The 25,343-nt window shown below is 68.8% G+C and carries 27 protein-coding genes and 1 pseudogene; 7 read left to right on the top strand and 21 right to left on the bottom strand.

The window, feature by feature from the left end; translation table 11 throughout:
- Positions 1 to 12: 12 nt before the first annotated feature.
- From ABQ271_RS04980 to thyX, 14 genes and pseudogenes are all read right to left on the bottom strand, one after another.
- The gene (locus tag ABQ271_RS04980; protein ID WP_349310408.1) at positions 13 to 735 is read right to left on the bottom strand and encodes a regulatory protein RecX; all 723 of its coding nucleotides are present in this window, start codon (positions 733 to 735) and stop codon (positions 13 to 15) included.
- Positions 736 to 737: 2 nt separating this feature from the next.
- On the bottom strand, positions 738 to 1,796 hold the full coding sequence (recA, locus tag ABQ271_RS04975; RefSeq protein ID WP_349310407.1) for a recombinase RecA: 1,059 nt from the start codon (positions 1,794 to 1,796) through the stop codon (positions 738 to 740).
- A gap of 226 nt (positions 1,797 to 2,022) precedes the next feature.
- Complete coding sequence (locus tag ABQ271_RS04970; protein WP_349310406.1) at positions 2,023 to 2,244, bottom strand: DUF3046 domain-containing protein; 222 nt, start codon at positions 2,242 to 2,244, stop codon at positions 2,023 to 2,025.
- A gap of 9 nt (positions 2,245 to 2,253) precedes the next feature.
- Complete coding sequence (locus ABQ271_RS04965) at positions 2,254 to 2,574, bottom strand: helix-turn-helix transcriptional regulator (protein WP_349310405.1); 321 nt, start codon at positions 2,572 to 2,574, stop codon at positions 2,254 to 2,256.
- A 150-nt stretch (positions 2,575 to 2,724) separates the two neighbouring features.
- Complete coding sequence (locus ABQ271_RS04960) at positions 2,725 to 3,261, bottom strand: CinA family protein (protein ID WP_349310404.1); 537 nt, start codon at positions 3,259 to 3,261, stop codon at positions 2,725 to 2,727.
- On the bottom strand, positions 3,261 to 3,827 hold the full coding sequence (gene pgsA, locus ABQ271_RS04955) for a CDP-diacylglycerol--glycerol-3-phosphate 3-phosphatidyltransferase (protein ID WP_349310403.1): 567 nt from the start codon (positions 3,825 to 3,827) through the stop codon (positions 3,261 to 3,263). The genes ABQ271_RS04960 and pgsA overlap by 1 nt, the downstream gene beginning before the upstream one ends.
- A gap of 34 nt (positions 3,828 to 3,861) precedes the next feature.
- A complete protein-coding gene (locus ABQ271_RS04950) occupies positions 3,862 to 6,582 on the bottom strand; it encodes a DNA translocase FtsK (protein ID WP_349310402.1) in 2,721 nt (906 codons plus the stop codon).
- A gap of 70 nt (positions 6,583 to 6,652) precedes the next feature.
- Complete coding sequence (locus ABQ271_RS04945) at positions 6,653 to 7,144, bottom strand: GNAT family N-acetyltransferase (protein ID WP_349310401.1); 492 nt, start codon at positions 7,142 to 7,144, stop codon at positions 6,653 to 6,655.
- A 21-nt stretch (positions 7,145 to 7,165) separates the two neighbouring features.
- Positions 7,166 to 8,842: a ribonuclease J gene (locus ABQ271_RS04940; protein ID WP_349310400.1), complete on the bottom strand. Its 1,677-nt coding sequence runs from the start codon at positions 8,840 to 8,842 to the stop codon at positions 7,166 to 7,168.
- Positions 8,839 to 9,816, bottom strand: a complete 978-nt coding sequence (dapA, locus tag ABQ271_RS04935; RefSeq protein WP_036313684.1) for a 4-hydroxy-tetrahydrodipicolinate synthase — start codon at positions 9,814 to 9,816, stop codon at positions 8,839 to 8,841. Before dapA ends, ABQ271_RS04940 begins: the two co-directional genes overlap by 4 nt.
- Positions 9,817 to 9,951: 135 nt before the next feature.
- The gene (locus tag ABQ271_RS04930; protein ID WP_349310849.1) at positions 9,952 to 10,467 is read right to left on the bottom strand and encodes a DUF559 domain-containing protein; all 516 of its coding nucleotides are present in this window, start codon (positions 10,465 to 10,467) and stop codon (positions 9,952 to 9,954) included.
- 174 nt (positions 10,468 to 10,641) lie between these two features.
- Positions 10,642 to 10,785 (bottom strand): annotated as a pseudogene (locus ABQ271_RS04925) (type IV toxin-antitoxin system AbiEi family antitoxin domain-containing protein); the annotation flags it as partial.
- A gap of 221 nt (positions 10,786 to 11,006) precedes the next feature.
- Positions 11,007 to 11,759, bottom strand: coding sequence for an SDR family NAD(P)-dependent oxidoreductase (locus ABQ271_RS04920; RefSeq protein WP_349310399.1), 753 nt, complete (start codon positions 11,757 to 11,759; stop codon positions 11,007 to 11,009).
- 27 nt (positions 11,760 to 11,786) lie between these two features.
- Entirely contained in the window at positions 11,787 to 12,530 is a 744-nt protein-coding gene (thyX, locus tag ABQ271_RS04915) for an FAD-dependent thymidylate synthase (RefSeq protein WP_349310398.1), read from the bottom strand.
- Positions 12,531 to 12,612: 82 nt separating this feature from the next.
- Here thyX and ABQ271_RS04910 point away from each other — a divergent pair, with 82 nt between their 5' ends.
- The 4 genes from ABQ271_RS04910 to ABQ271_RS04895 all read left to right on the top strand — a co-directional run bounded on the left by ABQ271_RS04910 (position 12,613) and on the right by ABQ271_RS04895 (position 15,012).
- The gene (locus tag ABQ271_RS04910) at positions 12,613 to 13,050 is read left to right on the top strand and encodes a thioredoxin family protein (RefSeq protein ID WP_349310397.1); all 438 of its coding nucleotides are present in this window, start codon (positions 12,613 to 12,615) and stop codon (positions 13,048 to 13,050) included.
- Complete coding sequence (locus tag ABQ271_RS04905; RefSeq protein ID WP_349310396.1) at positions 13,043 to 13,609, top strand: DUF4395 domain-containing protein; 567 nt, start codon at positions 13,043 to 13,045, stop codon at positions 13,607 to 13,609. Before ABQ271_RS04910 ends, ABQ271_RS04905 begins: the two co-directional genes overlap by 8 nt.
- Positions 13,610 to 13,703: 94 nt before the next feature.
- The gene (locus ABQ271_RS04900) at positions 13,704 to 14,129 is read left to right on the top strand and encodes an OsmC family peroxiredoxin (protein ID WP_349310395.1); all 426 of its coding nucleotides are present in this window, start codon (positions 13,704 to 13,706) and stop codon (positions 14,127 to 14,129) included.
- Positions 14,122 to 15,012: a TIGR01777 family oxidoreductase gene (locus ABQ271_RS04895; RefSeq protein ID WP_349310394.1), complete on the top strand. Its 891-nt coding sequence runs from the start codon at positions 14,122 to 14,124 to the stop codon at positions 15,010 to 15,012. Before ABQ271_RS04900 ends, ABQ271_RS04895 begins: the two co-directional genes overlap by 8 nt.
- Positions 15,013 to 15,027: 15 nt before the next feature.
- On the opposite strand, the gene ABQ271_RS04890 is transcribed toward ABQ271_RS04895, so the two are convergent.
- The 6 genes from ABQ271_RS04890 to ABQ271_RS04865 form a co-directional block, all read right to left on the bottom strand.
- Positions 15,028 to 15,477: a tetratricopeptide repeat protein gene (locus tag ABQ271_RS04890; RefSeq protein WP_349310393.1), complete on the bottom strand. Its 450-nt coding sequence runs from the start codon at positions 15,475 to 15,477 to the stop codon at positions 15,028 to 15,030.
- Complete coding sequence (gene dapB, locus ABQ271_RS04885; protein WP_349310392.1) at positions 15,474 to 16,286, bottom strand: 4-hydroxy-tetrahydrodipicolinate reductase; 813 nt, start codon at positions 16,284 to 16,286, stop codon at positions 15,474 to 15,476. The genes ABQ271_RS04890 and dapB overlap by 4 nt, the downstream gene beginning before the upstream one ends.
- Positions 16,287 to 16,295: 9 nt before the next feature.
- Entirely contained in the window at positions 16,296 to 17,117 is an 822-nt protein-coding gene (locus tag ABQ271_RS04880) for a TSUP family transporter (RefSeq protein ID WP_349310391.1), read from the bottom strand.
- Position 17,118: 1 nt separating this feature from the next.
- Entirely contained in the window at positions 17,119 to 17,718 is a 600-nt protein-coding gene (locus tag ABQ271_RS04875) for a histidine phosphatase family protein (RefSeq protein WP_349310390.1), read from the bottom strand.
- 67 nt (positions 17,719 to 17,785) lie between these two features.
- The gene (locus tag ABQ271_RS04870; protein ID WP_349310389.1) at positions 17,786 to 18,805 is read right to left on the bottom strand and encodes an aldo/keto reductase; all 1,020 of its coding nucleotides are present in this window, start codon (positions 18,803 to 18,805) and stop codon (positions 17,786 to 17,788) included.
- A gap of 215 nt (positions 18,806 to 19,020) precedes the next feature.
- On the bottom strand, positions 19,021 to 21,285 hold the full coding sequence (locus ABQ271_RS04865; RefSeq protein ID WP_349310388.1) for a polyribonucleotide nucleotidyltransferase: 2,265 nt from the start codon (positions 21,283 to 21,285) through the stop codon (positions 19,021 to 19,023).
- 296 nt (positions 21,286 to 21,581) lie between these two features.
- Between ABQ271_RS04865 and ABQ271_RS04860 the strand changes: the two genes are divergently transcribed.
- Positions 21,582 to 21,764: a DUF5302 domain-containing protein gene (locus ABQ271_RS04860; RefSeq protein WP_018187186.1), complete on the top strand. Its 183-nt coding sequence runs from the start codon at positions 21,582 to 21,584 to the stop codon at positions 21,762 to 21,764.
- 65 nt (positions 21,765 to 21,829) lie between these two features.
- Here the strand turns inward: ABQ271_RS04860 and ABQ271_RS04855 are convergent, their stop codons facing one another.
- Positions 21,830 to 23,269, bottom strand: a complete 1,440-nt coding sequence (locus ABQ271_RS04855) for a cation:dicarboxylate symporter family transporter (protein WP_349310387.1) — start codon at positions 23,267 to 23,269, stop codon at positions 21,830 to 21,832.
- Positions 23,270 to 23,395: 126 nt separating this feature from the next.
- Between ABQ271_RS04855 and ABQ271_RS04850 the strand changes: the two genes are divergently transcribed.
- Positions 23,396 to 24,661 (top strand): ATP-binding protein, encoded by a 1,266-nt coding sequence (locus ABQ271_RS04850; protein ID WP_349310386.1) that lies wholly within the window; start codon positions 23,396 to 23,398, stop codon positions 24,659 to 24,661.
- On the top strand, positions 24,658 to 25,338 hold the full coding sequence (locus ABQ271_RS04845) for a response regulator (protein ID WP_349310385.1): 681 nt from the start codon (positions 24,658 to 24,660) through the stop codon (positions 25,336 to 25,338). Before ABQ271_RS04850 ends, ABQ271_RS04845 begins: the two co-directional genes overlap by 4 nt.
- Positions 25,339 to 25,343 lie beyond the last annotated feature (5 nt).

Raw genomic sequence — 25,343 nt, 5'->3', positions numbered from 1 at the left:
GGTGCACGGCGGTCAGGATTCGAAGCGAACTCCCCGTCGTGGCGGCGCTGAGGACTCGTCGAGCGCCTGACGCGCCACCGAGAGAGCAACCGATCCGTATCCGCGCCGGGCGAGCTGGCCCGCCAGCCGCCGGAGCGCCGTGTCCCTGTCGAGCCCTTCGAAACCGCGCGCCTTGGACCGCGCGAACTCGAGCGCTCGCTCAGCCTCATCATCGGGAAGCCGATCGAGCGCCTCGTCGACGACCTCTCGCGGGATGCCGCGTTGCGACAGCGCCTGCGCGATCGCCATGCGACCCTGCGCCTTGCGCGAGGTCGCCTTGTCGATGAGCTGCTCCGCGAGGGCAGCATCGTCGAGGTACCCGAGCGACACGAACCGGTCGACGATCCCCTCCAGCTCGATCTCGTCGAGTTCGTGCTCTCGGAGGACGGAACGGGCCTCTCGGAGGGAGAGGGAACGCGTCCGAAGTTTGCGCAGCAGCACACGCTCAGCCACGGCAGCGGCCTCGTCCTCGCCCGCGGGGGCCACCACGGGCAGAGTTCCCGTTGCAGGATGCGCCGCGCGGGCGGCCGAACGATCCGCCGCAGCCCGATCCGCGATCCACGTAGCGTGCCAGGTCGCGGCTTCGTCGGGGTCGTCGGGCGCGGGCTCGACAGCGGGCGCCCGATCGGAGCGACTCCCGAAAAGCGGGATGACGGGGGCGAGCGAATCCCGCTCGCCCCCGTTCGATTCCGTCATGATCAGGCCGGGCGCCGAGCCGTCAGCTCGTCAGGCGCCGCGACATCCTCGATCTCGACCTTCGGCTGACCGATCCCGAGCTTCTGCTTGATCTTGTTCTCGATATCGGCAGCGACGTCGGTGTTCTTGAGCAGGAAGTTGCGCGAGTTCTCCTTGCCCTGGCCGAGCTGCTCGCCCTCGTACGTGTACCAGGCACCGGACTTCTTGACGATCCCGTGCTCGACGCCGAAGTCGATGAGGCTGCCCTCGCGGGAGATCCCGACCCCGTAGAGGATGTCGAACTCCGCCTGCTTGAACGGCGGAGCCATCTTGTTCTTGACGACCTTGACACGCGTCCGGTTGCCGACAGCGTCGGAGCCGTCCTTGAGCGTCTCGATACGGCGGATGTCCAGTCGCACGGACGCGTAGAACTTGAGAGCCTTACCGCCGGCGGTCGTCTCGGGCGAGCCGAAGAAGACACCGATCTTCTCGCGGAGCTGGTTGATGAAGATCGCCGTGGTCTTCGTCTGGCTCAAGCCACCCGTGATCTTTCGGAGAGCCTGCGACATGAGTCGAGCCTGCAGACCGACGTGGGAGTCGCCCATCTCGCCCTTGATCTCGGCCTCGGGCACCAATGCGGCGACGGAGTCGATGACGACCAGGTCGATGGCACCGGAACGGATCAGCATGTCAGCGATCTCGAGGGCCTGCTCTCCGGTGTCGGGCTGCGAGACGAGAAGCGCGTCGATGTCGACACCGAGCTTCTCGGCATAGTTGGGGTCGAGCGCGTGCTCTGCATCGATGAAGGCCGCGATCCCGCCGTTGCGCTGCGCGTTGGCGATGGCATGGAGCGTCAAGGTCGTCTTTCCCGACGACTCCGGGCCGTAGATCTCGACGACACGGCCGCGCGGGAGACCGCCGATCCCCAGGGCGACATCGAGGGCGATCGATCCGGTCGGGATGACCTCGACCGGTGCGCGCTCGTCGCTCCCGAGTCGCATGATCGATCCCTTGCCGAACTGGCGGTCGATCTGGGCGAGGGCCGATTCGAGGGCCTTTTCGCGGTCGGCAGGTGATGGCATGTCGTGCTCCTTGATGCTCGCGGTTCCGTCGCCCGTAGGCTGTCGCGCTCGTCACCGACGGATCGGATGCTGCGACAGGGCGTGGGTGTCATCTGACGACATTCACGTTAGGAGGGGGCTCCGACATCGATGCCGGAACGAGCTCCTTCGTGGACGACGTCTCTACGACACCCGTTGTGAAGGAGACTACGCCCGCATCGAACGCATATTCGATAAGACACGCCGCTCAGCGTCGCGGTTCGAGCCGTCCCGCGCCGTGACGTCGCGGTTCCGGGACGTCGGTCTCGGTGCACAGCGCGTACCAGACCTCTCGCGGGGCCACGCCGTCCGCGAGAGCCTCGCGGGCCGTGCGGTTTCCCACAGCAGTCAACGCCAGATCGGCCACCAGCGCGGCTCCACCATCTCCGAACTCATCGGCGACGGCGCGATCGAACTCGCTGTGACGCATCGGGGAAGGTCAGCGCAGCGAGAGCTCCGGCGCGGAAACGCCGTCGCTCAGCGACGCGAGGTCGTCGGGGACGACGTCGGTGATGGGGTGCAGCCCCTCGAGGACCGAGATCCGCTCACCCACCTCGCGCATGATCGCCGAGATCGGCACATCGAGCGCTTCGGCGACGGCAGCGAGGATCTCGCTCGACGCTTCCTTCTGACCGCGCTCCACTTCGCTGAGGTAGCCGAGGGCGACACTCGCCTTGCCGGACACCTGCCGGAGAGTGTGACCCTTCTGCAGACGGAAGTCGCGGAGGACGTCGCCGATCTCTTGACGAACCAGGATCATGCGTGGGCCCTCCCTCTGCTTCGATCCACCGAGTCCCTGATGGGAGAACCACGGTACAACACGTTCGCTGTCACCCTAGACCCCGAGCGCTGGGGAATGAATGGGAATCACCGAGACGTAACATGCCTGGAACGAGGGCTATTCCCCGGGTCACAGAGCCTCGACGGCGAGCAGGATCGCGTGGGCCGCGGCAGCGGTGCGGATGTCGTCCCGATCGCCCTCCAGATGGAGGGATTCGACCCTGGACCCGAGCGGCGTGGAGACGGCGATGTGAACGGTCCCGACCGGCTGCCCGTCGGAGGACACGGGGCCGGCGATACCCGTGGTCGCGATCCCCACGTCGGCGGGCTCCTCCTCGCCGACGACCCTTCGGATACCGTCCGCCATCTGTCGGGCCACCCGCGGATGCACGGGGCCATGAGCCTCCAGAAGGGTCGCGTCGACCCCGAGCAGTCGGGCCTTCAGCTCCGTGGCGTACGCGACGATGCCGCCGCGGAACACGGCGGATGCTCCCGGCACCGCGACCACGGATGCCGCGACGAGTCCGCCGGTCAGGGACTCAGCGATCCCCAGCGTCCAGCCCAGTTCCTTCAACCGCTCCACCAAGCGCTCGGCATCGGAGCGCGGCCCGCTCGCTGCAGCTGTCTGCTCGAGCTCTTCGGGTAGTTCGCTGGGCGTTCGACGCATCAGGCCCGCCGGGGTGTGCGAGCGCGGACGGCGGTCACGACGTAGTCGACGCCGCTCGCGACCGTCAGCACGACGGCGATCGTCATCGCGATCCCGTTGACGACGTGGATCCACTCCCCCACCAGCGTCCAGAGCGGCAGCAGTGCGAGGGAGAGAGCGACCGCCTGCGCCACGGTCTTCAGCTTGCCCATCCAGGCTGCCGCGACGACGTGGTCGGTCGCCACCAGGAGTCGGTGCACGGTGATCCCGAGCTCCCGGACCAGCACGAGGACGACCACCCACACGGGGAGCTCGCCGAGGATGGACAGCGCGACGAAAGCGCACCCCGTCAACACCTTGTCGGCGATCGGATCGAGCAGCTTGCCCAGGTCCGTGACGATCTCGTACCGCCGCGCCAGGTAGCCGTCGATGCCATCGGTCGCGATCGCCACGATGAACAGCACGGCCGCCCACCAACGAAGCGCGCCGTCCGAGCCGCCGTCAGCGAGAAGGAGCCAGACGAACACCGGTGCGCACAGGATGCGCACGATCGTGATGGCGTTGGGCAGCTGCCGCGGAATCGTCACGTCTCGAGCCTATAGACCCGAGACGCCGACGGCCTCAGTCGCGGCCGGTGAGGCCCCAGGCATCCTCGTCGCCCTCGGACTCGACGACCTCGTAGCCCTCGAACTGCTCCGTGACCGCGTCGGGACCGTACGGATCCGCCACGGGCGCGGGAGCCGCGGGAGGTACGGCGGCTGCGGGTGCGGCATCCTCGGGCGGCTCCTCGCCGCGGAGACGCGCAAGAACGGCAGGGAGCTCATCGGGAGTCACGAGGACGTCACGCGCCTTGGAACCCTCGGAGGGGCCGACGATCTCGCGGGCCTCGAGGAGATCCATGAGGCGGCCGGCCTTCGCGAAGCCGACGCGGAGCTTGCGCTGCAGCATCGAGGTCGAACCGAACTGGGTCGTGATGATCTGCTCGGCGGCCGCGAGGAGCAGCTCGAGGTCGTCACCGATGTCGGCGTCGATCTCTTTCTTCTCGATGACGGCCTCGACGTCCTTGCGGTACTCGGGTCGCGCCTGGTTCTTGACGTGATTGACGACCTTCTCGATCTCCTTCTCGGCGACCCACGCGCCCTGCACGCGGACCGCCTTGGAGGCGCCCATCGGCAGGAACAGTCCGTCACCCTGGCCGATGAGGCGATCGGCGCCGGGCTGGTCGAGGATGACGCGCGAATCGGTCACGCTCGTCACGGCGAAGGCCAGTCGGGACGGGACGTTCGCCTTGATCAGACCGGTCACGACGTCGACAGACGGGCGCTGGGTGGCCAGGACAAGGTGGATGCCGGAGGCACGCGCCAGCTGGGTGATGCGGACGATCGAGTCCTCGACGTCGCGGGGCGCGACCATCATGAGGTCCGCGAGCTCGTCGACCACGACCAGGAGGTACGGATAGGGCTTGAGCACGCGTTCGCTGCCGACGGGCAACTGGATCTCGCCGGCGACGACGGCCCGGTTGAAGTCGTCGATGTGGCGGAAGCCGAACGACGCGAGATCGTCGTACCGCATGTCCATCTCCTTCACGACCCACTGCAGCGCTTCCGCCGCCTTCTTGGGGTTCGTGATGATGGGCGTGATGAGGTGCGGCACACCGGCGTAGGAGGTGAGCTCCACGCGCTTCGGGTCGATGAGGACCATGCGGACGTCCGAGGGCTTCGCCCGCATCAGGAGGCTCGTGATCATCGAGTTCACGAAGCTGGACTTACCCGAGCCCGTCGACCCGGCCACGAGGAGGTGGGGCATCTTCGCGAGGTTCGCGACGACGTACCCGCCGCCGACGTCCTTGCCGATGCCGATCGTCATGGGGTGGGTGGCCTGCTGCGCATTGGGTGAGCGCAGGACGTCGCCGAGCGTGACGATCTCGCGATCCGTGTTCGGGATCTCGACGCCGATCGCGCTCTTGCCGGGAATGGGCGCGAGGATGCGCACCTCGTTCGAGGCGACCGCATAGGCGATGTTGTTGGTGAGGGCGGTGATCCGCTCGACCTTGACTCCGTGGCCGAGGGCGATCTCGTACTGGGTCACAGTCGGGCCGCGCGAGAATCCGGTGACCTTCGCATCGATCGAGAACTGCTCGAAGACGCCCATGATCGCGCGGACCATGGCGTCGTTGGCCTCGGATCGTGCCTTGTGCGGCGTACCCGCGGCGAGGGCATCGGTGGACGGGAGGTCGTAGTCGGGCGCATCGGGATCGACGGAATCGAGATTCGCGGCGACGAAATCCGGCAGCGGCGGAACGGGGGGCGCCTCGGGCGCCGCATCGCGCTTGCGTCCGGGGGTCCGCGGGGTCGCGGGCACGATGATCTCGGTGACCGCGTCGGGCATGACGTCAGGCGCCGTCTCGGGAGTCGTGACCGGGTTGTCGAAACTGCCGTCGCCGCTCGCCTCGAGGAGCGCGGTGAGGTCGTCGGCACCGAGGCCACCGTCGGTGTCCTCCTCACGGCCGGACTTGTTGCGCCGCCACCAGGGCAGCGAATCGCCCTCCTCCGCGGGGCCGTCGAAGGCGACCGTCGGTCCGGTCTGACCCTTCGCGGGCGCAACGTCGGGGTCGGGGCGCTCCGCGCCGAACAGCCAGGCGTAGAGGTCGCCGAGGCGGCGACCGATGCGGTTCGGTGGCGTCTTGGTGAGGATGAGGACGCTCAGGAACGCCAGGAGACCCAGGACGATCCCGGCGCCGATCTCGGTGAGAACCGTCAGGGGTTCCCCGATGGCCCACCCGAAGAGTCCGCCGGAGGCGCTGAGCGCGGCCAGGCCTTCGCTGGGCTTCGGGCGGTCCGCCACGATGTGGCAGAACCCGGCCACAGCGAGGACGAACAGTCCCGCGCCGATGCCGATGCGTCCGTTGTCGTTCACGGACGGCGGATGCCGGAACAGCCACCCCGCCAGCAGCAACAGGATGACGGGGAAGACGAATGCCTCGCGACCGATCAGAGCGCCTACGGTGTAGGCGCTGATGTTCGTGCCGACCTCGGTCCCGATGAGGAACCACTCCACGACGGCACCGGCGATCGCCATGAGGACCAGGAGGAACGGGAACCCGTCGCGTCGCTGCTCCTTCTCCAACGCCTCAGACCCGAAGGCGCGGAACATTCCACCGGCGATGTGTGCCAGCCCCAGCCACGCGCGGACGACGACCGGAGGACGCTCGACGTCGTCGACGTAGCGGCGCGGAGCTGGCTCGGCCTTGCGCCGCGGGGCCGGCTCGGCCTTCTTCGCACGCGCCGAGGAGCCCGACGCTGACGCGCGGGGTTTGCTGGTCGGACTGCTGCTCCTGGGCATACCTTCCACGGTAAGCCGCCTCACCGACATGTGCCCGGATTGACGCGACCCGTCGGCGGTATTCCGCTGCTCAGCCGAGGACCTTCACCATGGTGTCCCGACCGATCCCGCTGCGGGTGACCGCGAACCCCTCGCTGCGGTACAAGACCTGCGCGAAGTTTCCGCGCTCGACGGAGAGGCAGATCCGCGCGCGCCCGTCGGTGCGTGCCGCATCGCACAGCTGACGGAGCAGGCCACGCCCGACGCCGTGCGAGCGCCACATCGGCTTCACGCCGATGATGAGCTCCGGCACGCCGGTTCCGACGTACCCGAACCCGGGCTCGCTGCGCGGCAACGTGCGGTACCAGGCAGCGCCGATGAGCTCCGCGCCGGCGAGGGCGACGAAGCCGACGTCACCGGGACGCACCCACCCGGAGAGATATCGGCTGTGGTCCGGGTCGGAGAGGACCTCATGCCGAGGACGCGGCGCGCCAGGACGCCAATTGGCGGCCTCGACGACCATGTCGCCGAGGAACACCCCGTCCGCCTGGGCGGCGGGACGCAGCGACCACGACTCGGGCATGCCCGAATGGTAGCGGTCCGCTCAGGCCTCGATCACCATCGGGACGATCATCGGTCGACGACGCAGCGACTGGTTGACCCAGCGGCCGATGGTCCGTCGCACCACCTGCTGCAGGGCGTGCGGGTCGCGGACGCCCGACTTCGCGGCTTCCGTGAGCGCCTGCGCGATCTTCGGCTTGACCGAGTCGAACACGGCGTCGTCCTCCGCGAACCCGCGGGCATGGATCTCCGGGCCCGTGATGATGCGGCCGGTCGCGGCATCCACCACCACGATGACGGAGATGAAGCCCTCCTCACCGAGGATCCGACGGTCCTTGAGGTCGGCATCCGTGATCTCGCCCACCGAGGAGCCGTCGACGTAGACGAACCCGAGGTCGAGCTGTCCGACGACCTTCGCGACGCCGTCCTTGAGGTCGATGACGGTGCCGTTCTCGGCGATGATCGTGTTCGCCGCCGGGACGCCGCTGTCCTGCGCCAGCTTCGCGTTCGCCATCAGGTGGCGGTACTCGCCGTGGACGGGCAGGACGTTCTTCGGCTTCAGGATGTTGTAGCAGTAGAGCAGCTCGCCGGCGGCGGCGTGGCCCGAGACGTGGACCTTCGCATTCGCCTTGTGGACGACGTTGGCGCCGAGCTTGGTGAGGCCGTCGATCACGCGGTAGACGGCGTTCTCGTTGCCCGGGATGAGGCTCGAGGCGAGGATGACGGTGTCCCCCTCCCCCGGCTCGATCGCATGGTCGAGGTTCGCCATGCGAGAGAGCACGGCCATCGGCTCGCCCTGGGATCCCGTGGACATGTAGACGATGCGGTCGTCGGGGAGGTCCTTGGCCTTCTTGTAGTCGATGAGGACGCCGTCGGGCACCTTCAGGTAGCCGAGCTGTTCGGCGATCGTCATGTTGCGGACCATCGAGCGACCGAGGAATGCCACACGTCGGCCATGCGCGGCTGCGGCGTCGATGACCTGCTGCACGCGGTGGATGTGGCTCGAGAAGCTGGCGACGATGACGCGGCGCGGAGCCTTGCCGATGATCTGATCGAGGACGGGCCCGATCGCCCGCTCGAGCGGCGTGAACCCGGGGACGTCGGCATTCGTGGAGTCGACCAGGAACATGTCGACGCCCTCTTCGCCGAGGCGAGCGAAGGCGCGGAGGTCGGTCAGGCGACCGTCGAGCGGGAGCTGGTCCATCTTGAAGTCGCCGGTGGCGAGGACGAGACCCGCGGGGGTGCGGATGCCGACGGCCAGCGCATCGGGGATGGAGTGGTTGACCGCGACGAACTCGAGGTCGAAGGGGCCGACCTGCTCGCGCTGGTCCTCCTTGACCGTCAGCGTGTACGGCTTGATCCGGTGCTCCTTGAGCTTCGCCTCGACGAGAGCGAGCGTCAGCTGCGAGCCGATGAGGGGGATGTCGCCCTTGCGCTTGAGGAGGTACGGCACCGCGCCGATGTGGTCCTCGTGGCCGTGGGTGAGGACGACGCCGACGATGTCGTCGAGTCGCCCGCGGATGGCCTCGAAGTCCGGGAGGATCAGGTCGACGCCGGGCTGGTGCTCTTCGGGGAAGAGAACACCGCAGTCGACGATCAGCAGCTTGCCGTCGTACTCGAAGACGGTCATGTTCCGGCCGATCTCGCCGAGTCCGCCCACGGGCGTCACCCGGAGCGTGCCGGGAGCGAGTTTTTCAGGGGCGGAGACGGTATTGGTCATCGAGTTGTTCCATGCACCTTCGGAAGAGCGCCGCCCGCGGCGGCATTGCGGTCTGGTCGGAAGTTGGAGAAGTCAGCACCGTCGACATCCCGCACGAGGTCGAGTTCGTCCTCGATGAGGGCGGCCTCCCATTCCTCGGGGCCGACGAGCGGCAGACGCACGCGGGGGCTCGAGATGCGACCCAGGCCGTGCAGGATGTACTTCGCGCTGACCGTCCCCGGGACGTGCGTCATGACGGCACGGACGAGCGGTTCGAGCTTCTTGTGAGCGGCGGTCGCGGTCTGCAGGTCACCGCGGTTGACGGCATCCACGATCACTCGGTACGGGGCCGACGTGATGTTCGCCGTCACGCCGATGAGACCGGCTGCGCCGATCGACAGGTGCGGGAGGACGTTGGCGTCGTCGCCCGAGAAGTAGAGCAGGTCCGTCTGGTTGAGGACCCGACTGACCTCGCTGAAGTCGCCCTTGGCGTCCTTCACCGCGAGGATGTTCGGGTGCTTGGCGAGGCGGAGGATCGTCTCGTACTTGATGGGCACGCCGGTGCGACCGGGGATGTCGTAGAGGATCACCGGGAGGTCGGTCGCGTCCGCGACGAGGCGGAAATGCGTCAGGATGCCGGCCTGTGTCGGCTTGTTGTAGTACGGCGTGACGATCATGATGCCGTCCGCACCGGCCTTCTCGCTGGCACGGTAGAGCTCGATCGCGTGGGCGGTCTCGTTCGAGCCGCCTCCCGTGATGATCTTCGCGCGGCCGGAGGAGACGGACTTGCCGACCTCAACGAGCTTCAGCTTCTCGGCATCCGTGAGCGTGCTCGTCTCACCGGTGGTCCCGGTCACGACGATGCCGTCGGCACCGCCCGTGATGACGTCGTCGATGTGCTTCTCGACGGCCGGCCAATCGACCTCGCCGTCGGCTGTCATCGGAGTGACGAGCGCGACGAGCACCTGACCGAACGGATTGGCGGAGTGCGTCATGGTTCCCAGGGTACCGGTCAGGGTCCCTCGCCCGTGTGCGGGGTCGTCGATGGCGCGACGGATGCACGATCGGTGGGGCGCAGGTTGCGTCCTACGGCCAGAAACACGACTCCCGCGCCAGCGATCGTGCAATCGTCACCGGGTGCGACCGAGAACAGCCAGAATTGCGCGCTGCACGCGCGGCCAGTCGTGCACGACGAGCGCGTAATCGAAGCGGAGCGCCTCGTATCCGGCTGCGGCGGCCTCGGCATCCCGGACCAGGTCGTGATGACGACGTGAGGGTCCGTCGTGGTTGAGGCGGCCGTCGACTTCGAGGATGATCCGGTCGGCCAAGAGGAAGTCCACGCGGCCGACGCCCGAGATGAGGACCTGGCAGTCCAGCGCGATGCCGAGTCGCAGCAGACGGAGGCGCAGGAGCGACTCGATCCCGCTCTCCGCATCGGGGCGAGCGATGTCCACGAGCCAACGGAAGCGCGCGGGGAGCCCTTGGCGGATGAGCGCGCGATCCGAACGCGAGAGCAACCCCAGGTTCCACGCCGACTCGAATGCGGCGAAGAATCCCTCCGGCCCGAGGCATCGAGCCGACTGGATGAGCGCGTGCACGACCGGGACGACGCCGAAGGCCGCGACTCCGTCGTCCCGATGTGCCACGCAGCGACATCCCTCATGCGCGTGAGCCCGGGCATCAGGACCGAGCCACACGTGAACGCGTTCCCGGTGCTCGAGGACCCACACGCCGTGGTGACGGAGTGCAGAAGCGCAACAGAGCTCGCCGCCGTGCGCCGCGGCATCCCGAACATGGGGACTCACCCCGGGGACGGAGTAAACGCCGTTACGTAGGCGGGCGATCGTGCCGCGGTCGACAGCCCGAGCGAGCTGGGCCCGCGTCGCTCCTCGCCGACGGAGTTGCGAGGACCTCGCGATCCCCCCGAGGACACGGATGTGCTGCACGACTGTGGCGGAATCCATTGCTCGAGCGTGCCCCACACCGCGTCGGCGGGCGTCGGTGTGGCGGGCTCTGTGAGCGACGCGGCCGCCGAGGCGCCCTGAGGAGAGAGCGTCATGTGACGAATGCACGATCGGCGGTGCGGACGGTGGCTCCCGCACGTCTGATCGCCACTCCCGCACCGGCGATCGTGCAACGCGCACCCGAAGAGCATCGGGCCGCACGCGTCCGACGTGCGTCTCCGTCAGCGGCCGCGCGAGGCGACGGCGACGACGACGCGATCGGGCAGGATGCGGGCGAGCGACGTCAGCGCCTTGTAGCGGAGCGACGGGATGCTGACGGCCCGGCCGCGTGCGGCATCCCGGAGCGATCCGCGCACCACTTGCGCGGCGTTCAACCACATCCCGCCGGGCACGCCCTCCTCCCCCGGCGGGAGGCCGAGGCGCTCGTGGAAGTTCGTATGGACGTAGCCGGGGCAGACCGCCGTGACCGTCACACCCTTCGGGCTGTAGACCGCGTTCGCCCAGCGGCTGAAACTCACGACCCACGCCTTGGCCGCGCCGTACGTCCCCCGTGGGATGAGCCCGGCGACGGAAGCGATGTTGAGGATGCGGCCGCTGCCGCGCGCGAGCATCGCGGGAAGCGCCGCACGCGTCAGCCGCATGGTCACCTCGACGTGCAGCTCGAGGTGACGGGCCTCGACCTCGATGTCGTTGGCCTCGAACCCGAGTGGGAGCCCGTACCCGGCGCTGTTCACCAGGAGGTCGATGCCCTGCTCCAGGCGTTCCTCGACCCGACGACGCTGGCCGTCGTCGAGCAGATCCGCGACGAGGATCTCGGCGCGGCCGCCGCGACCCCCGATCTCGTCGGCCAGCGCACGGAGTGCCTTCTCGTCGCGGGCGACGAGAACGACGTCCGCACCCTTCGCGGACAGCTGCCGGGCGTATTCGGCCCCGATGCCGGAGCTCGCGCCCGTGATGAGTGCGGTGCGGTTCATGCGCGTCAGCCTAAGACGCGCGGGCGATCAGGGAGCGACGCGACCGTTCGCGTTGAAGGCGGCGTACGTGAGCGGCATGAGCTCACGCCACACGTTCTCCATCTTCTCGGCGCACATCTCGATCTCGCGCTGCGGGAAAGAGGGGAAGTGCGTGCCCTCGCGCATCGTGCGCAGCGACAGGAAGTTCATGAGCGAGCGCGCGTTCACGGTGACGTACATCGACGACATGATGTTCAGCGGCAGGACGATGCGGGCGACCTCGCGAGCGACTCCGGCGTCCAGCATCCGCTGGTAGCTCTCGAAGGCGGCCACGGATGCCTCGCGCGTCTCGCGGGCCACGAGCTCGACCTGCTCGGCGGAGCCGGGAAGGAACTGGTAGGCGCCGGGCTTTCCGACCTGCACGAGGTTGCGCTCGGGGGACGGCACGTAGAAGACGGGACGGAGCTCGCGGTAACGGCCCGACTCCTCGTTGTACGACGCCATCCGGTGCCGCATGAACTCGCGGAAGACGAAGATCGGCGCCTGCACGTAGAACGTCATCGAGTTGTGCTCGAAGGGCGAACCATGACGGTCGCGCATGAGGTAGTTGATGAGGCCGCGGTCGCGACCCGTCGCTTCGGAGCCGTCGGCGGCCGATTCGAGCGTCTGCTCTCCCTGCGTCGACACGCGTGCGGCGAAGAGGACATCGCTGTCGGCGGCGGACGAGCGGACCAGCTCGACCGTGACATCGCTGCGGAACTCGATCTCGGGTGCTTCGGGGCGCTCACTCACGGCTCTCACCCTACCCGGCGCATGACGCGGAACGACGCTGCGCGATCCGCACCATAGCGGGCAGGACTACTGTGGAGCGGTCATGGAACTCCTCCCCGCCATCGTCGTGCTCAGCGCGCTTCTCGCGCTGACCGTCGGCGTCGGCCTCGCGCTGGGCTGGCGGCAGAACCGTCCACGCGCCGTCGACCCCCGCGAAGTCATCGAACCGACGCGTTTGGGCGCCGAGCGCCTGGGCGAGACCGCCACCCTCCTGCAGTTCAGCACGGAGATGTGCAGCAGGTGCCCGGGCGTCCACCGAACGCTCCGCGAGATCGCCGACGACCGCGAGGGTGTTCTCCACCTGAACGTCGACCTCACCCACCGCGTCGACATCGCGCAGCACTTCCGCGTGCTGCAGACTCCGACGACCCTCATCATCGACCAGCACGGCGTCGTGCGCTCGCGCTTCGGCGGTACCCCGGGCCGCCAGGTCGTCGAGATGGAACTCGACCGCGTCACCGCAGGGGCCGGCCGTGGCTGAGGCGCGGGGAATCGATCCGCGCGGACCGCGGTTCGCGGCATCCATCACGTCGGTGCTGCTGCTGGTCGCCACGTTGCTGGCTCTGCTGGGGAGTTCGACCGCTCGTACCGATGCAGGGTTCGGTTGGCTGAGTCCGCTGGGTGGCGGGATGTTCATTGTTCCGGTTCAGGGATGGGTGCTTCCGTTCACCCCAATCTCGATGCGCGTCCTCGACCTCGGCTTCCTCACCGTCCTGGTCATCGCGCTTCTCTTCCTCTGGAGCGTCCTCTCACCCCGCACCGCGCCGTGGGGTGTCCTCTACCGTCGGGCGATCCAGCCACGGCTCGCTCCCCCGACGGACCTCGAAGACCCCCGCCCGCCGCGGTTCGCGCAGGGCGTCGGGCTCGTCGTGACCTCGATCGGCCTCATCTTGCACGTCGTCGGCGTGCCTCTCGCTCTCCCGGTCGCCGCCGCCCTCGCGTTCATGGCGGCCTTCCTCAACGCCGTGTTCGGACTGTGCCTCGGATGCCAGTTGTGGCTGCTCCTGCAGCGCGTCGGGCTCGTTGGACGCACCGCCTGAGCCTTCCGCGAGCCCGCGTCAAGTCATATCGCGTGCATATCCACGAGGTTTAGGCTCGGCAGCGATCCGTCACGACCCCGACCGAGGAGACACCATGAGCGTCACGAGCGAAGCCACCACCAGCTGGAACGGAACCCTGTTCGAAGGGTCCGGATCCGTCGCCCTCGAGAGCTCGAACCAGGGACCGTTCGCGGTGAACTGGAAGGCGCGCAGCGAGGGCTCCACCTCGGTGACGACCCCCGAGGAGCTCATCGCCGCCGCACACTCCTCGTGCTTCAGCATGGCGCTTTCGAACGCGCTGGCCGAGAACGGTACCCCTCCCGAGAGCGTCGAGACGACGGCATCCGTCACCTTCATCCCCGGCACCGGCATCACCGGCTCGCACCTGAACGTGAGCGCGTCCGTGCCCGGCCTGTCGGCGGAGGACTTCGACCGCATCGCGAACGAAGCCAAAGCGGGATGCCCCGTCTCGGCAGCCCTCTCCGGCATCGAGATCACGCTCGAGGCGACACTTGCCTGACAGGCGCGTCGTCGTCTCCGGCGCGTCGGGTCTCATCGGCCGCGCCCTCATCGACTCGCTCACCGCGGACGGCTACACCGTGACGCGGCTCGTCCGTCACCCGGCCCACGGTCCGGAAGAGGTCACCTGGGCACCGGGTGAGGAGCCGCTCGACCCCGGGGTCCTCGCCGGCGCCGAAGCCGTGGTCAACTTCAACGGCGCCACCATCGGTCGCTTTCCGTGGACCGCCGGATACAAGAAGCAGCTCGTGTGGTCGCGTCTCCACCCGACCCGCACCCTCGCGCGCGCGCTCCGGGAGCTCGGCGACAACGCTCCGCTCTTCGTCAGTTCGTCGGCGACGGGGTACTACCCACCCGATGCTCGCGGTCGCACCTTCGATGAATCCGGCCCGCAGGGTGACGCGTTCCTCTCCGACCTGTGCGGCGAATGGGAGGCGTCGGCCGTGGCGTCCGGTGCGCCCACCGCACTCCTTCGCACAGCGCCCGTCGTGCACCGCGACGGCGTCCTCAAGCCGCTCCTCCTCCTGACGAAGGCCGGGCTCTCGGGGCCACTCGGACGCGGTACCCAGGTGTGGCCGTGGATCTCCCTCGATGACGAGATCCGCGCCATCCGCCACGTCATCGACCACGGAATCACGGGACCGGTCAACCTCACCGGACCCGAGCGCGCCACCGCGAACGATCTGGGCTTCGCACTCGCGCGGCGCCTGAACCGCCCGTACCTGCTGCGCGCTCCGCTGTGGGCGATCCGGCTGGTCCTCGGGAAGGATGCCGTCGACGCGCTCCTCGCCAACGACACGCATGTCCTGCCGGCAGTGCTCCTGGAGTCGGGGTTCACGTTCCGGCATCCGACTGTCGAGGATGCCGTCGCCGCAGCCGTCTGATCCTGCCGGGCGCGCTCAGCCTCGACGCTGGGCGCGCTCGCGCGAGATCGCCGTGCGGATGGCGCCGCGCGCGCGTTTGCGATCGCCGGCGCCGTCGTAGAGCAGACCCATGCGGTACCACGCCCGCCAGTCGGTCGGATCGGCTTCCACCGCGTCGCGGTACACGGGGAAGAGCGCGTCCGCCTCTGCCTGCACGGGGCGGCCGCTGGGGCGAAGCGTGAGCTCCTCCGCCGGGAGGGCGCCTTCGGCCTCGAGCTGCCGGCCCAGGCGCTGGGCGCCCAGTCCGAAACTCAGTTCGCGCCACAGCGCCCAGACCGCGACGACGGGAAGCAGGACCAGGGCGACGCCCATCGCGATGCCGACGGGGTCCCCGCTGGCGACGAGCAGCACCGCGCGCTGCCCGACGAGGAAGATGTACAGCGCGAGGGTGAGAGCGACGACGCCGACCCCGATGCGAGTCCTCATCGGGCGGTCGCCGCAGCCGCCTGGTCCGCCGCGTCGCCATCGGCGACCGGGGCCACGGGGGCGGGCTTCGGCATCCGGATCCCGATGTCGATCATCGAGTCGAGTCCCACGATGACGCCGGACGCGTCCCGCGCAGCCTCGAGGGCGACACGGATGCCGGGGGCATAGGCCGCAGCCGGGTCGATCGTGTCGTGGACGATGCTCAGCGACTCCCCCGGCCCCGACAGGATCGTCTCCTGCCTAGCCACGACGCCCGGACGGCGGAGCGAATGGACCGGAATGCTCGCGATCTGCTGCCCGCGCGCACGCTGGTCGACGTACGGAGCCTCGACCGGGCCGGCCTCGGAGCGGGTCGCCGCGATCAGCTCCGCGGTTCGGACCGCCGTACCGCTCGGCGAGTCGACCTTCGTCTCCCGGTGCGTTTCGACGATCTCGATCGAGGGGAAGAACGGTGCGGATGCCGCAGCCAGAGCGGATCCGATGACGGAACCCAGCGAGAAGTTCGGGATGAAGACGGCACCGGTGCCCGCGGCATCCACCAGCGGTCGCACGAGAGCGACGCGCTCCACGGACCACCCGGACGTGCCCACGAGGACGTTCTTGCCCCGTTCGATCGCGGCGCGGACGATGTCGATCGACACGGCCGGCGTCGAGGCGTCGACGACGAGATCGGCGGCATCGAGCTCGGCGAGATCACTCGAGGAGCCGAGGACGGCAACCGTCTCGAAGCCCTCGGTCGCCGCGATGACCTCGGCGATGATGCTCCCGAGTTTGCCGGTCCCGCCCACCAGGGCCACGCGCGTCGTCATGCTCCCAGCCTAGGCGGGCAGGACGGTCGCGATCGTGTCCCACGCGAGCTTGACGACCAGCAGACCGAGGACGACGAGGAAGACGACCCGGACGAATCCGTTGCCACCGCGCGTCGCCATCCGTGCCCCGATGAACCCGCCGGCGATGTTCGCACAGGCCATCAGGAGTCCGAGGATCAGGATGATCTCGCCGTGGACGCCGTAGACGATGAGGGCGGCGAGGTTGGTGGTGAGGTTGGCGATCTTCGCATTGACGCTCGCCTGGAGGAACCCGAAACCGAGGACCCCGACGAGGAGGATGACGAAGAACGACCCGGTACCCGGTCCGAGGATGCCGTCGTAGAAGCCGACGCCCGCGCCGATGACACCCGAGCGCCAGACGATCGCCCGGCGTTCGGTGTGGCGCGGTTCGTGGTGGAGGCCCATCTTGGGTCGGAGGAGCGTGTAGACGCCGACGGCGACGACCGCGACGAGGACGACCGGCGTCAGCACCTCTCGGGGCACGTACCTCGACAGCGCGGCGCCGACCGCCGACCCCGCGAAGGCGCCGAGCACGAGCGGGATCAGGAGAGTGAGGTGCACTTTCACGCGGCGCAGGTAGACCCAGCTGGCCGAGAGCGTGCCGAAGAACGACGAGAGCTTGTTCGTGCCGAGGATGAAGGGGGTCGCGACATCCTTCGGGACGCCGATGACGAGCGCCGGAAGCTGGATGAGACCGCCGCCGCCGACGACGGCATCCACCCACCCGGCGACCCCGGCCGCGACGACGAGGAACAGGAGCGCGCTCGCGGAAACGGGAAGCCAGTCGGCGAGGAGGGAGCCGGTCAGCACCTCACACCGAGAGGATGTCGGGGAGACCCGTCCGGAGCTCCACCGGCAGGTGAGCGAGGTCGTTGTGGGAGACGAGGGACCACGGCCGTCCCGGACGCTGCGCGAGCACGGTCAGACCGCAGTGCGCCTGATTGATCGTCAGCCAGCGCCACTCCGGTGCCTGCAGCACCTCGCGCACGAACCAGGCGATGACGAAGTTGTGCGTGATGAGAAGCTCATGCGCGTTCGGACGGTGCGCGAGGAACTCCGCCCCGGCATCCGCCATCTGCGCCGCCCCTGCGTCCGCCTCGGCCTCGGTGACGCCGCCGAAGAACGGTTCGTAGACGTGCGGGGTGCCGGGCGTCATACCGCTCGGGACGCAGTCGAACAACAGCGCAGTCGGCTCGGGGTCGACCGCCGGCAGGCGTTCGGCGACGGCCCGCGCAGTCTCGGTCGCGCGGAGCAGCGGAGAGTGCCAGACCGCGGTGAGCGGAACGCCCGATAGCCGGTCGGCGAGGAGTTCGGCCTGACGACGACCTCGCGGCGACAACGGACCGTCGGCGAGGCCGTGTTCCGCGTCGAGGTGTTCGCCGTGCCGCACCAGGTACAGATAGTGCGTCACGTGGTTGCTCGCTTCGTCGAAATGCACCGGAGGGGTCCCCCCGGCCCACTTACACCCTAAACCAGCCTCAGTCGGTGGCCCGTGCGATCTCGGCCAGGTGCGCACGGCTGAGATGCACGCCGACACCCTGGACGAGCTCGTCCACGTGCGCGACGGCGTAGGCGTTGACGATCGGCGCGACGACGATGCGCTGCGCGAGAAGCCAGGCGATCGCGATCGCTGCCGGGGGGACGGTCAGCTCCCCCGCGATGCGGTCGAGGGCCCGGAGGGTGCGCGCACCGCGACGGTTCATGCTGGCCGCGAGCTGGCGTCCCCGCACCGAGCCACCGACACGATCGCGATCCCGATGCACCCCTGAGAGGTACCCGTGCTCGAGGGCCTGCGACGGCGTCACCGCGATGCCCTGAGCCCCGGCGACCAGCTTGAGATCACCGTCGAACTCGTCGCGGCGGAGCACGTTGTAGGGGACGTCGAGCACCGTGAAGCGCGGGTAGCCGGCCGCGGAGAGGATCCGGGCTTCGACGAGCTGCGCCGCCCGATACCCCGCGGCACCGACCGCTCGCACCTTGCCGGACTCCACCAGCCACTCCGCGGTGGCGAGGGTGTCCTCGAGGATCGTGGTCCGGTCGGCGGTGCCGTCCAACGACAGGACGTCGATCCGGTCCGTCCCGAGACGGGTGAGGGATGCCTCGACCGCGCGCACGAGGTTGACGGAACCGAGTCCGGGGTTCTCCGCCCCGCGACCGACGCGCACCGTGACGACGACGTCGTCACGGTTGCGTCGCGCGGCCATCCACTGACCGATGACGTGTTCGCTCCGGCCGGCGGCATAGCTGTCGGACGTGTGGATCGCGTTACCGCCGCGCTCCACATAGCGGTCGAGGATGGCGTGCGCGGCGGCGAGGTCGACGTGCCAGCCGAACTCGGCCCCGCCGAGGATGAGAGGGAAGACGGAGGCGCCGGTCTCTCCCAGCGGAACCCTCACGGCACGCCCGAGCGGGGCCGTGTGGACCGGAAGCGGGCCGGAGGGGTGGGTGACAGGCGTGACGGTCGGCGACGTCTGATTCGCCGTCTCGAACGCTGCCATACTCGTCTCCTTGCGGAGCGCTCGAGGCGGCGTGTGTCCACGCACCCCGGATGCGCTCACTCCGAGGGTAGGGCAGCCCTCGGACGCCGCGTGCACGCCCGGCGGCTGGCGCATGACGTTTCCATAACGGTTGGAGCATGCCGGGCGGGGGCACCCTCAGCCGAACGACGAACGCCCGCCCTCCGAAGAGGACGGGCGTTCGTTCAGAGCGCGGGTCAGGCGTCTGCGGATGCCTCAGTCGGCGCGTCGACGGCCGCAGCCGACTCCTCGACGACGGGCTCCAGCGACAGCTTTCCGCGGTCGTCGATCTTCGTGATGCGCACGAGGATCTTCTGGCCGACACCGAGCACGTCTTCGACGTTCTCGACACGCTTGCCACCCGCGAGCTTGCGGACCTCGCTGACGTGCAGCAGGCCGTCCTTACCCGGGAGGAGCGAGACGAACGCACCGAAGGTCGCGATCTTGACGACCGTGCCCAGGAACTGCTCGCCGACCTCGGGGTTGGTCGGGTTGGCGATGGCGTTGACCTGCGCACGCGCAGCCTCTGCAGAGGGACCGTCGACAGCACCGATGTACACGGTGCCGTCGTCCTCGATCGAGATCTGAGCGCCGGTCTCGTCCTGGATCGAGTTGATCGTCTTGCCCTTGGGGCCGATCAGCTCGCCGATCTTGTCGACCGGGATCTGCACGCTGATGACGCGGGGCGCGGTGGGCGCCATCTCGTCGGGGGCGTCGATCGCGGAGTTCAGGACGTTGAGGATGGTCAGACGAGCATCCTTAGCCTGGGTCAGCGCAGCGGCGAGCACCGACGACGGGATGCCGTCGAGCTTCGTGTCGAGCTGGATCGCCGTGATGAACTCGCTCGTGCCGGCGACCTTGAAGTCCATGTCACCGAGCGCGTCTTCGGCGCCGAGGATGTCGGTCAGCGCGGCGTACCGCGTCTGGCCGTCGACCTGGTCGGACACGAGGCCCATGGCGATACCGGCGACGGGAGCGCGCAGCGGCACACCCGCGTTCAGCAGCGACAGGGTCGACGCGCAGACGGAACCCATCGAGGTCGAGCCGTTGGAGCTCAGCGCCTCGGAGACCTGACGGATCGCGTACGGGAACTCCTCGCGGCTGGGCAACACCGGCATGAGGGCGCGCTCGGCGAGGAAGCCGTGCCCGATCTCACGACGCTTCGGGCTGCCGACACGGCCGGTCTCACCGGTCGAGTAAGGCGGGAAGTTGTAGTGGTGCATGTAGCGCTTGCTCGTCGTGGGCGACAGCGAGTCGATCTGCTGCTCCATCTTGAGCATGTTCAGCGTGGTGACGCCCATGATCTGGGTCTCGCCGCGCTGGAAGATCGCCGAGCCGTGGACGCGCGGGATGACCTGCACCTCGGCGTCGAGCGGACGGATGTCGGCGAGGCCACGACCGTCCATGCGGACGCCCTCGGCGAGGATACGGCCGCGGACGACCACCTTCGTCACCGACTTGTAGGCGGCGGAGAACTCGATCGGCGCACCGGCGGGCAGCTCCTCCGCCTCGACGGCGGCGATGAGCTCGGCCTTGACGCGGTCCTTGACCTTGTCATCGGCGGCCTGACGGTCCTGCTTGTCGGCGATCTGGTACACGTTCACCAGGTCGTCGTACGCGCGGCCGGCGACGAAGTCGTAGACCTCGGAGCTGTACGGCGCGAAGACCGGGTAGACGCCGGGCTCACGCGACGACGACGCAGCCATCTGGGCCTGTGCCTCGACGAGCTGCTTGAGGAACGGCTTGGCGGCCTCGAGGCCACCGGCGACGATCTCTTCGCTCGGCTTGACGGCGCCGCCCTTGATGAGGTTCCAGCTGTTCTCGGTGGCTTCGGCCTCGACCATCATGATCGCGACGTCGCCATCGGGAAGAACGCGACCGGCGACCATGAGGTCGAAGACGGCCTCGTCGACCTGAGCCTGGTTCGGGAACGCGACCCACTGGTCGGCGTGCTCGCCGTGACCGGGGATGAGCGCGAGGCGCACACCGGCGATCGGACCGGAGAACGGCAGACCGGAGATCTGCGTCGACGCGGAGGCCGCGTTGATCGCCAGAGCGTCGTAGTACTCGCCGGGCGCGATGGAGAGCACCGTCACGACGATCTGGACCTCGTTGCGGAGGCCGTCGACGAACGACGGGCGCAGCGGCCGGTCGATGAGGCGGCAGACGAGGATCGCCTCGGTGGAGGGGCGTCCCTCACGGCGGAAGAACGAGCCGGGGATCTTGCCCGCGGCGTATGAACGCTCTTCGACGTCGACGGTCAGCGGGAAGAAGTCGAAGCCCTCACGCGGGTGCTTGCCGGCGCTGGTGGCCGACAGGAGCATGGTTTCTTCATCGAGATAAGCGGCAACGGCGCCCTGCGCCTGCTGTGCCAGTCGTCCGGTCTCGAACCGGATCGTGCGGGTGCCGAATCGGCCGTTGTCGAGAACGGCTTCGGCGGCGGTGATTTCTGGACCTTCCAAGAGGTCTCTCCTTCTTTGTTTAAACTCGCACGCGCGTTTCGCGCACGAGATCATGCGAAGGAGCGGGAACAGGCAGATATGGGCGCGCGGATCTGTCCGCGAAGACCGCCTGCGCTGGCCACCAGTCGAAGACCACCATCCACCGGAATCGGGATGGGAATCCACCACAGGGGACCAGCTTCCTGCCGGGCCTGCTCCATGAGCTCACTGTGAAGTTGAGCGGATGCCGCGATGAGAACCGCGGGCAACCCGGCCCAGCCTATCAGCGCACCCCGTTCAGTGCGTATCGTGGCGGGATGAGCGACGACGAGAAGACCGCGGATGCGGCATCCGATGACATGAAGCGGAAGTTCCGCGAGGCGCTCGAGAAGAAGAACTCGCGGAGCAGGCAGGGTGAGGCGCACTTGGACGGCGACTCGTCCGTGCACGGCACGCACGGTGCCGTCACCAAGCGCGAGTTCCGACGCAAGAGCGGCTGACCCCCGACACGAGGAAGGCCCGGATGCCGAGTGGCGTCCGGGCCTTCGTCGTGTCCGTGCCTCGCTCAGCCGTTCAGGTCGGCGCGGCGAGCGCGGGCGCGCTCCTCCTTCGCCTCAGCCTCGGTGAGGGCGGCCTCGTGCAGCCCGGACGTGTCGACGGCGCCGGTGTCGTCGGAGACACCGTGACCGGTGAGCGTCGCCTCGTCGAAGGGGCGCTGTCCCGTCAGGACCGCCGTGACCTGCTCGCGGTCGATCTGCTTCGTCCAGGTGCCGATCAGCAGGGTCGCCACGGCGTTGCCGGTGAAGTTGGTGAGCGCGCGGCCCTCGGACATGAACCGGTCGATGCCGACGATGACGCCGACGCCGTTGACGAGGTCGGGACGGTAGGCCTGCAGACCGCCCGCAAGGGTCGCCAGTCCGGCGCCGGTGACACCGGCGGCACCCTTCGAGGCGATGATCATGAAGACGAGGAGACCGATCTGCTCGGGGATCGACATGGGCGCTCCCATGCCGGCGGCGATGAACAGCGACGCCATCGTCAGGTAGATCGCGGTGCCGTCGAGGTTGAAGGAGTAGCCGGTGGGGACCGTGATGCCCACGACGGGCTTCGAGACTCCGAGATGCTCCATCTTGGCGATGAGGCGGGGCAGGGCCGATTCGCTCGAGGACGTGCCGACGATGAGCAGGTACTCGCGGGCGAGGTACTTCATCACCAGGAAGATGTTGATCCGGGCGACGGCGTAGAGGAGCGTGCCGAGGACGCCGACGATGAACACGATGCAGGTGATGTAGAACGCGATCATCAGTAGCCCGAGGCTCAGGATGGCGGCGACGCCGGTCTTGCCGACGACCGCGGCGATGGCTCCGAAGGCACCGACCGGCGCGAGCCAGAGGATCATGCCGAGGATGCGGAAGACGAGAGCCTGCAGGTTCTTGACGGCGTTCATGATGGGCTCGCCCGTGGCGCCCATCTTCTGCAGGGCGAATCCGACCAGCAGAGCGATGAAGAGGACCTGGAGCACGCTCTCCCCGGTGAACGCGCCGAAGAACGTCGTGGGGATGATGCCGAGGAGGAACTCGGTGGTCGATTTGGCCTCGGGCAGCGAGCCGGTGTCGTACTGCGCGTTCTGCATGTTCAGGCCCTCACCCGGGTGGATGATGTTGCCGACCACGAGGCCGATCGCCAGGGCGAACGTCGACATCGCCATGAAGTAGAGCAGGGCGAGACCGCCGATGCGGCCCACGGTGGCCGCCTTGGCGATGGAACCGACGCCGACGACGATCGTGCAGAAGATGATCGGCGCGATCATCATCTTGATGAGGTTGACGAACGCCTTGCCGATCGGCTCGAGCTCGACGGCGAATGCCGGCCAGACCAGCCCGACGATGCAACCGAGGACGACGGCGATGATCACCGAGACGTACAGCCAGGTGTGCTTGTCCCACGCTTGCTTGCCACGGCGCGGGTTGTATCCGGGGAGCCGGAATGAGGATGTGAGGGCCATGATCTCTCCTGGGTGACAGTCGTTGTCGGAGCCGACTGCAGTGTCGGCGTGCCTCAGCGTGCCCGTGGCACGGCCGGGACGGCAGTTGTGGTCGTATTGGTCGCAGACCCTCGAGAGGAGTGCATCGTGGCACAGTCACGCGCAGCGAGCGCGGCATCCCGCGTCTTCGTCGCCGTCGCCGTCGCCGTCGTCGTGCTCGCCCTGGCGATCGCGGGCATTCTCCTCTGGGAGGGCCAGCGGGCTGCCCGCGCGGAGGCGGAGCGGGTGACCCGGGCCGTGGCCGAGACGATCGCCGACAGCGCCGGTGTCGCCGACGCCCTCGCCGACGGGGACCGCGCCACCGCGACCCGCCTGCTTCAGCCCGAGATCGAGGCGGTCGTCGCCGATGCCGACGTCGACTTCGTCACGATCATGGACCCTGCCGGCATCCGCGTCACCCACCCCGACCCGGCACGGATCGGCGAGCCCTACATCGGGACGATCCCCGCCGGCACCGGCACCCTCACGGAGGAGTTCACCGGCACCCTCGGCCGATCGGTGCGCACCATCGTGCCGGTCATCTCGGACGGCGTCGTCGTCGGCCGAGTGTCCGTGGGCGTCACGATCGGATCGATCAGCGACGCGCTGGGGCCGCGCATCATCGTCGCGGTCGCGATCGCCGTCGTCCTCGCCGCGGCCGGACTCGCCGGCGCTCTCCTCGCCCGCCGCGCGACGCGGCGGGTCACCGGTGACCTGCCCGCGGGCGCGGTCCGGGACGCGGTCTCGTCCTACGAGTCGATGCGCACCCTCGGCGAGGCGCTCCGCTCTCAGACGCATGAGCACGGGAACCGCCTCCATACCGCGATCGCGCTTCTCGAGCTCGGACGCACGGGCGAGGCGATCGATCTGCTCTCCGAAGACGCCCGGCAGAGCCAGATCCTCGTCGACCAGGTGACCGCGCGACGCGACGGCGATCCGACGGTGGGCGCACTGCTGCTCGGCAAGGCGTCGCAGGCGAGCGAGCGCGGCGTCGAATGGCGTGCGCGCATCGACGCGGACGCGCCGCGCTCGGTCCTCTCCCCCGTCGACGCCGTCTCCGTGGTCGGGAACCTGATCGACAACGCACTGGATGCCGCGGCCGCCGGCCCTGCGCCGCGGTGGGTCGACGTACGCATGACCCGAACCGACGAGGACGAACTGGCCGTCCAGGTCGCCGACAGCGGCGAGGGTGTGGCGCCGGAGATCGCCGACCGGATCTTCGAGCACGGCTTCTCGACGAAGCCGTCGGACAGCGGCGGACGCGGCGTGGGACTCGCCCTGGTGCGCTCGATCGTCGATGAGGCCGAGGGGACGCTCTCGCTGCACGCCGATCCCACGACCTTCCGGGTCATCCTGCCTCGGCGGGACGCATGATCGGGGTGCTCGTCGTCGACGACGACGCCCTCACCCTCGAACTTCACCGGCACTACGTGGAGCGGCTCGACGGATTCGACGTCGTCGCAGAAGCCACCGGCGCGCGAGCCGCGATCGCCGCCCTCCTCGACAGTCCGCGAGCCGCCGACATCGACCTCGTCCTGCTCGACATGACCATGCCCGACGGCTCGGGGCTCGATGTCCTCCGCCACCTGCGGGCGCACACCGGCACGGTCGATGTCATCGCGATCACCTCCGTCCGCGACGCTGAGGTCGTTCGTCAGGCCATCGCTCTCGGCGCCGCGCAGTACCTTGTGAAGCCGTTCACGTTCGGCGATTTCCAGGAGCGGATGCGGCAGTACCTCCGCTTCCGCGAGCAGGTCACCCGGGCGGCCGGCTCCGCGACACAAGCCGAGATCGATGCGATGCTCGGGGCGCTCCGCACCTCCCCCGCGCCCACTCTCCCCAAGGGCCTTTCGGCCGACACCCTCGACCGCGTGAGCACGCTCCTCCGTTCGCAGGCGGTGTCAGCCCGGGAGGCGGCCGACCGGCTCGGGATGTCGCGGGTGGCAGCGCGCCGCTACCTCGAGCATCTGGCGGATGCCGGTCGAGCGGCACGCGCCCAGCGCTACGGGACGCCCGGGCGACCCGAGACGGAGTACCGCTGGTCGCGGTGAGAGGC

The sequence above is a fragment of the Microbacterium sp. MM2322 genome (genome assembly GCF_964186585.1).
Lineage (GTDB): Bacteria > Actinomycetota > Actinomycetes > Actinomycetales > Microbacteriaceae > Microbacterium.
The sequence above is the reverse complement of the archived record's forward strand: the minus strand, read 5'-3'. Positions and strand labels throughout refer to the sequence as shown.

Bases quoted from the DNA above. Each gene is read 5' to 3' on its own strand.
- ABQ271_RS04980 (WP_349310408.1), bottom strand. From the start codon at position 735: ATGACGGAATCGAACGGGGGCGAGCGGGATTCGCTCGCCCCCGTCATC.
- recA (WP_349310407.1), bottom strand. From the start codon at position 1,796: ATGCCATCACCTGCCGACCGCGAAAAGGCCCTCGAATCGGCCCTCGCC.
- ABQ271_RS04970 (WP_349310406.1), bottom strand. From the start codon at position 2,244: ATGCGTCACAGCGAGTTCGATCGCGCCGTCGCCGATGAGTTCGGAGAT.
- ABQ271_RS04965 (WP_349310405.1), bottom strand. From the start codon at position 2,574: ATGATCCTGGTTCGTCAAGAGATCGGCGACGTCCTCCGCGACTTCCGT.
- ABQ271_RS04960 (WP_349310404.1), bottom strand. From the start codon at position 3,261: ATGCGTCGAACGCCCAGCGAACTACCCGAAGAGCTCGAGCAGACAGCT.
- ABQ271_RS04950 (WP_349310402.1), bottom strand. From the start codon at position 6,582: ATGCCCAGGAGCAGCAGTCCGACCAGCAAACCCCGCGCGTCAGCGTCG.
- ABQ271_RS04945 (WP_349310401.1), bottom strand. From the start codon at position 7,144: ATGCCCGAGTCGTGGTCGCTGCGTCCCGCCGCCCAGGCGGACGGGGTG.
- ABQ271_RS04940 (WP_349310400.1), bottom strand. From the start codon at position 8,842: ATGACCAATACCGTCTCCGCCCCTGAAAAACTCGCTCCCGGCACGCTC.
- dapA (WP_036313684.1), bottom strand. From the start codon at position 9,816: ATGACGCACTCCGCCAATCCGTTCGGTCAGGTGCTCGTCGCGCTCGTC.
- ABQ271_RS04920 (WP_349310399.1), bottom strand. From the start codon at position 11,759: ATGAACCGCACCGCACTCATCACGGGCGCGAGCTCCGGCATCGGGGCC.
- ABQ271_RS04910 (WP_349310397.1), top strand. From the start codon at position 12,613: ATGGAACTCCTCCCCGCCATCGTCGTGCTCAGCGCGCTTCTCGCGCTG.
- ABQ271_RS04900 (WP_349310395.1), top strand. From the start codon at position 13,704: ATGAGCGTCACGAGCGAAGCCACCACCAGCTGGAACGGAACCCTGTTC.
- ABQ271_RS04890 (WP_349310393.1), bottom strand. From the start codon at position 15,477: ATGAGGACTCGCATCGGGGTCGGCGTCGTCGCTCTCACCCTCGCGCTG.
- dapB (WP_349310392.1), bottom strand. From the start codon at position 16,286: ATGACGACGCGCGTGGCCCTGGTGGGCGGGACCGGCAAACTCGGGAGC.
- ABQ271_RS04870 (WP_349310389.1), bottom strand. From the start codon at position 18,805: ATGGCAGCGTTCGAGACGGCGAATCAGACGTCGCCGACCGTCACGCCT.
- ABQ271_RS04860 (WP_018187186.1), top strand. From the start codon at position 21,582: ATGAGCGACGACGAGAAGACCGCGGATGCGGCATCCGATGACATGAAG.
- ABQ271_RS04855 (WP_349310387.1), bottom strand. From the start codon at position 23,269: ATGGCCCTCACATCCTCATTCCGGCTCCCCGGATACAACCCGCGCCGT.
- ABQ271_RS04845 (WP_349310385.1), top strand. From the start codon at position 24,658: ATGATCGGGGTGCTCGTCGTCGACGACGACGCCCTCACCCTCGAACTT.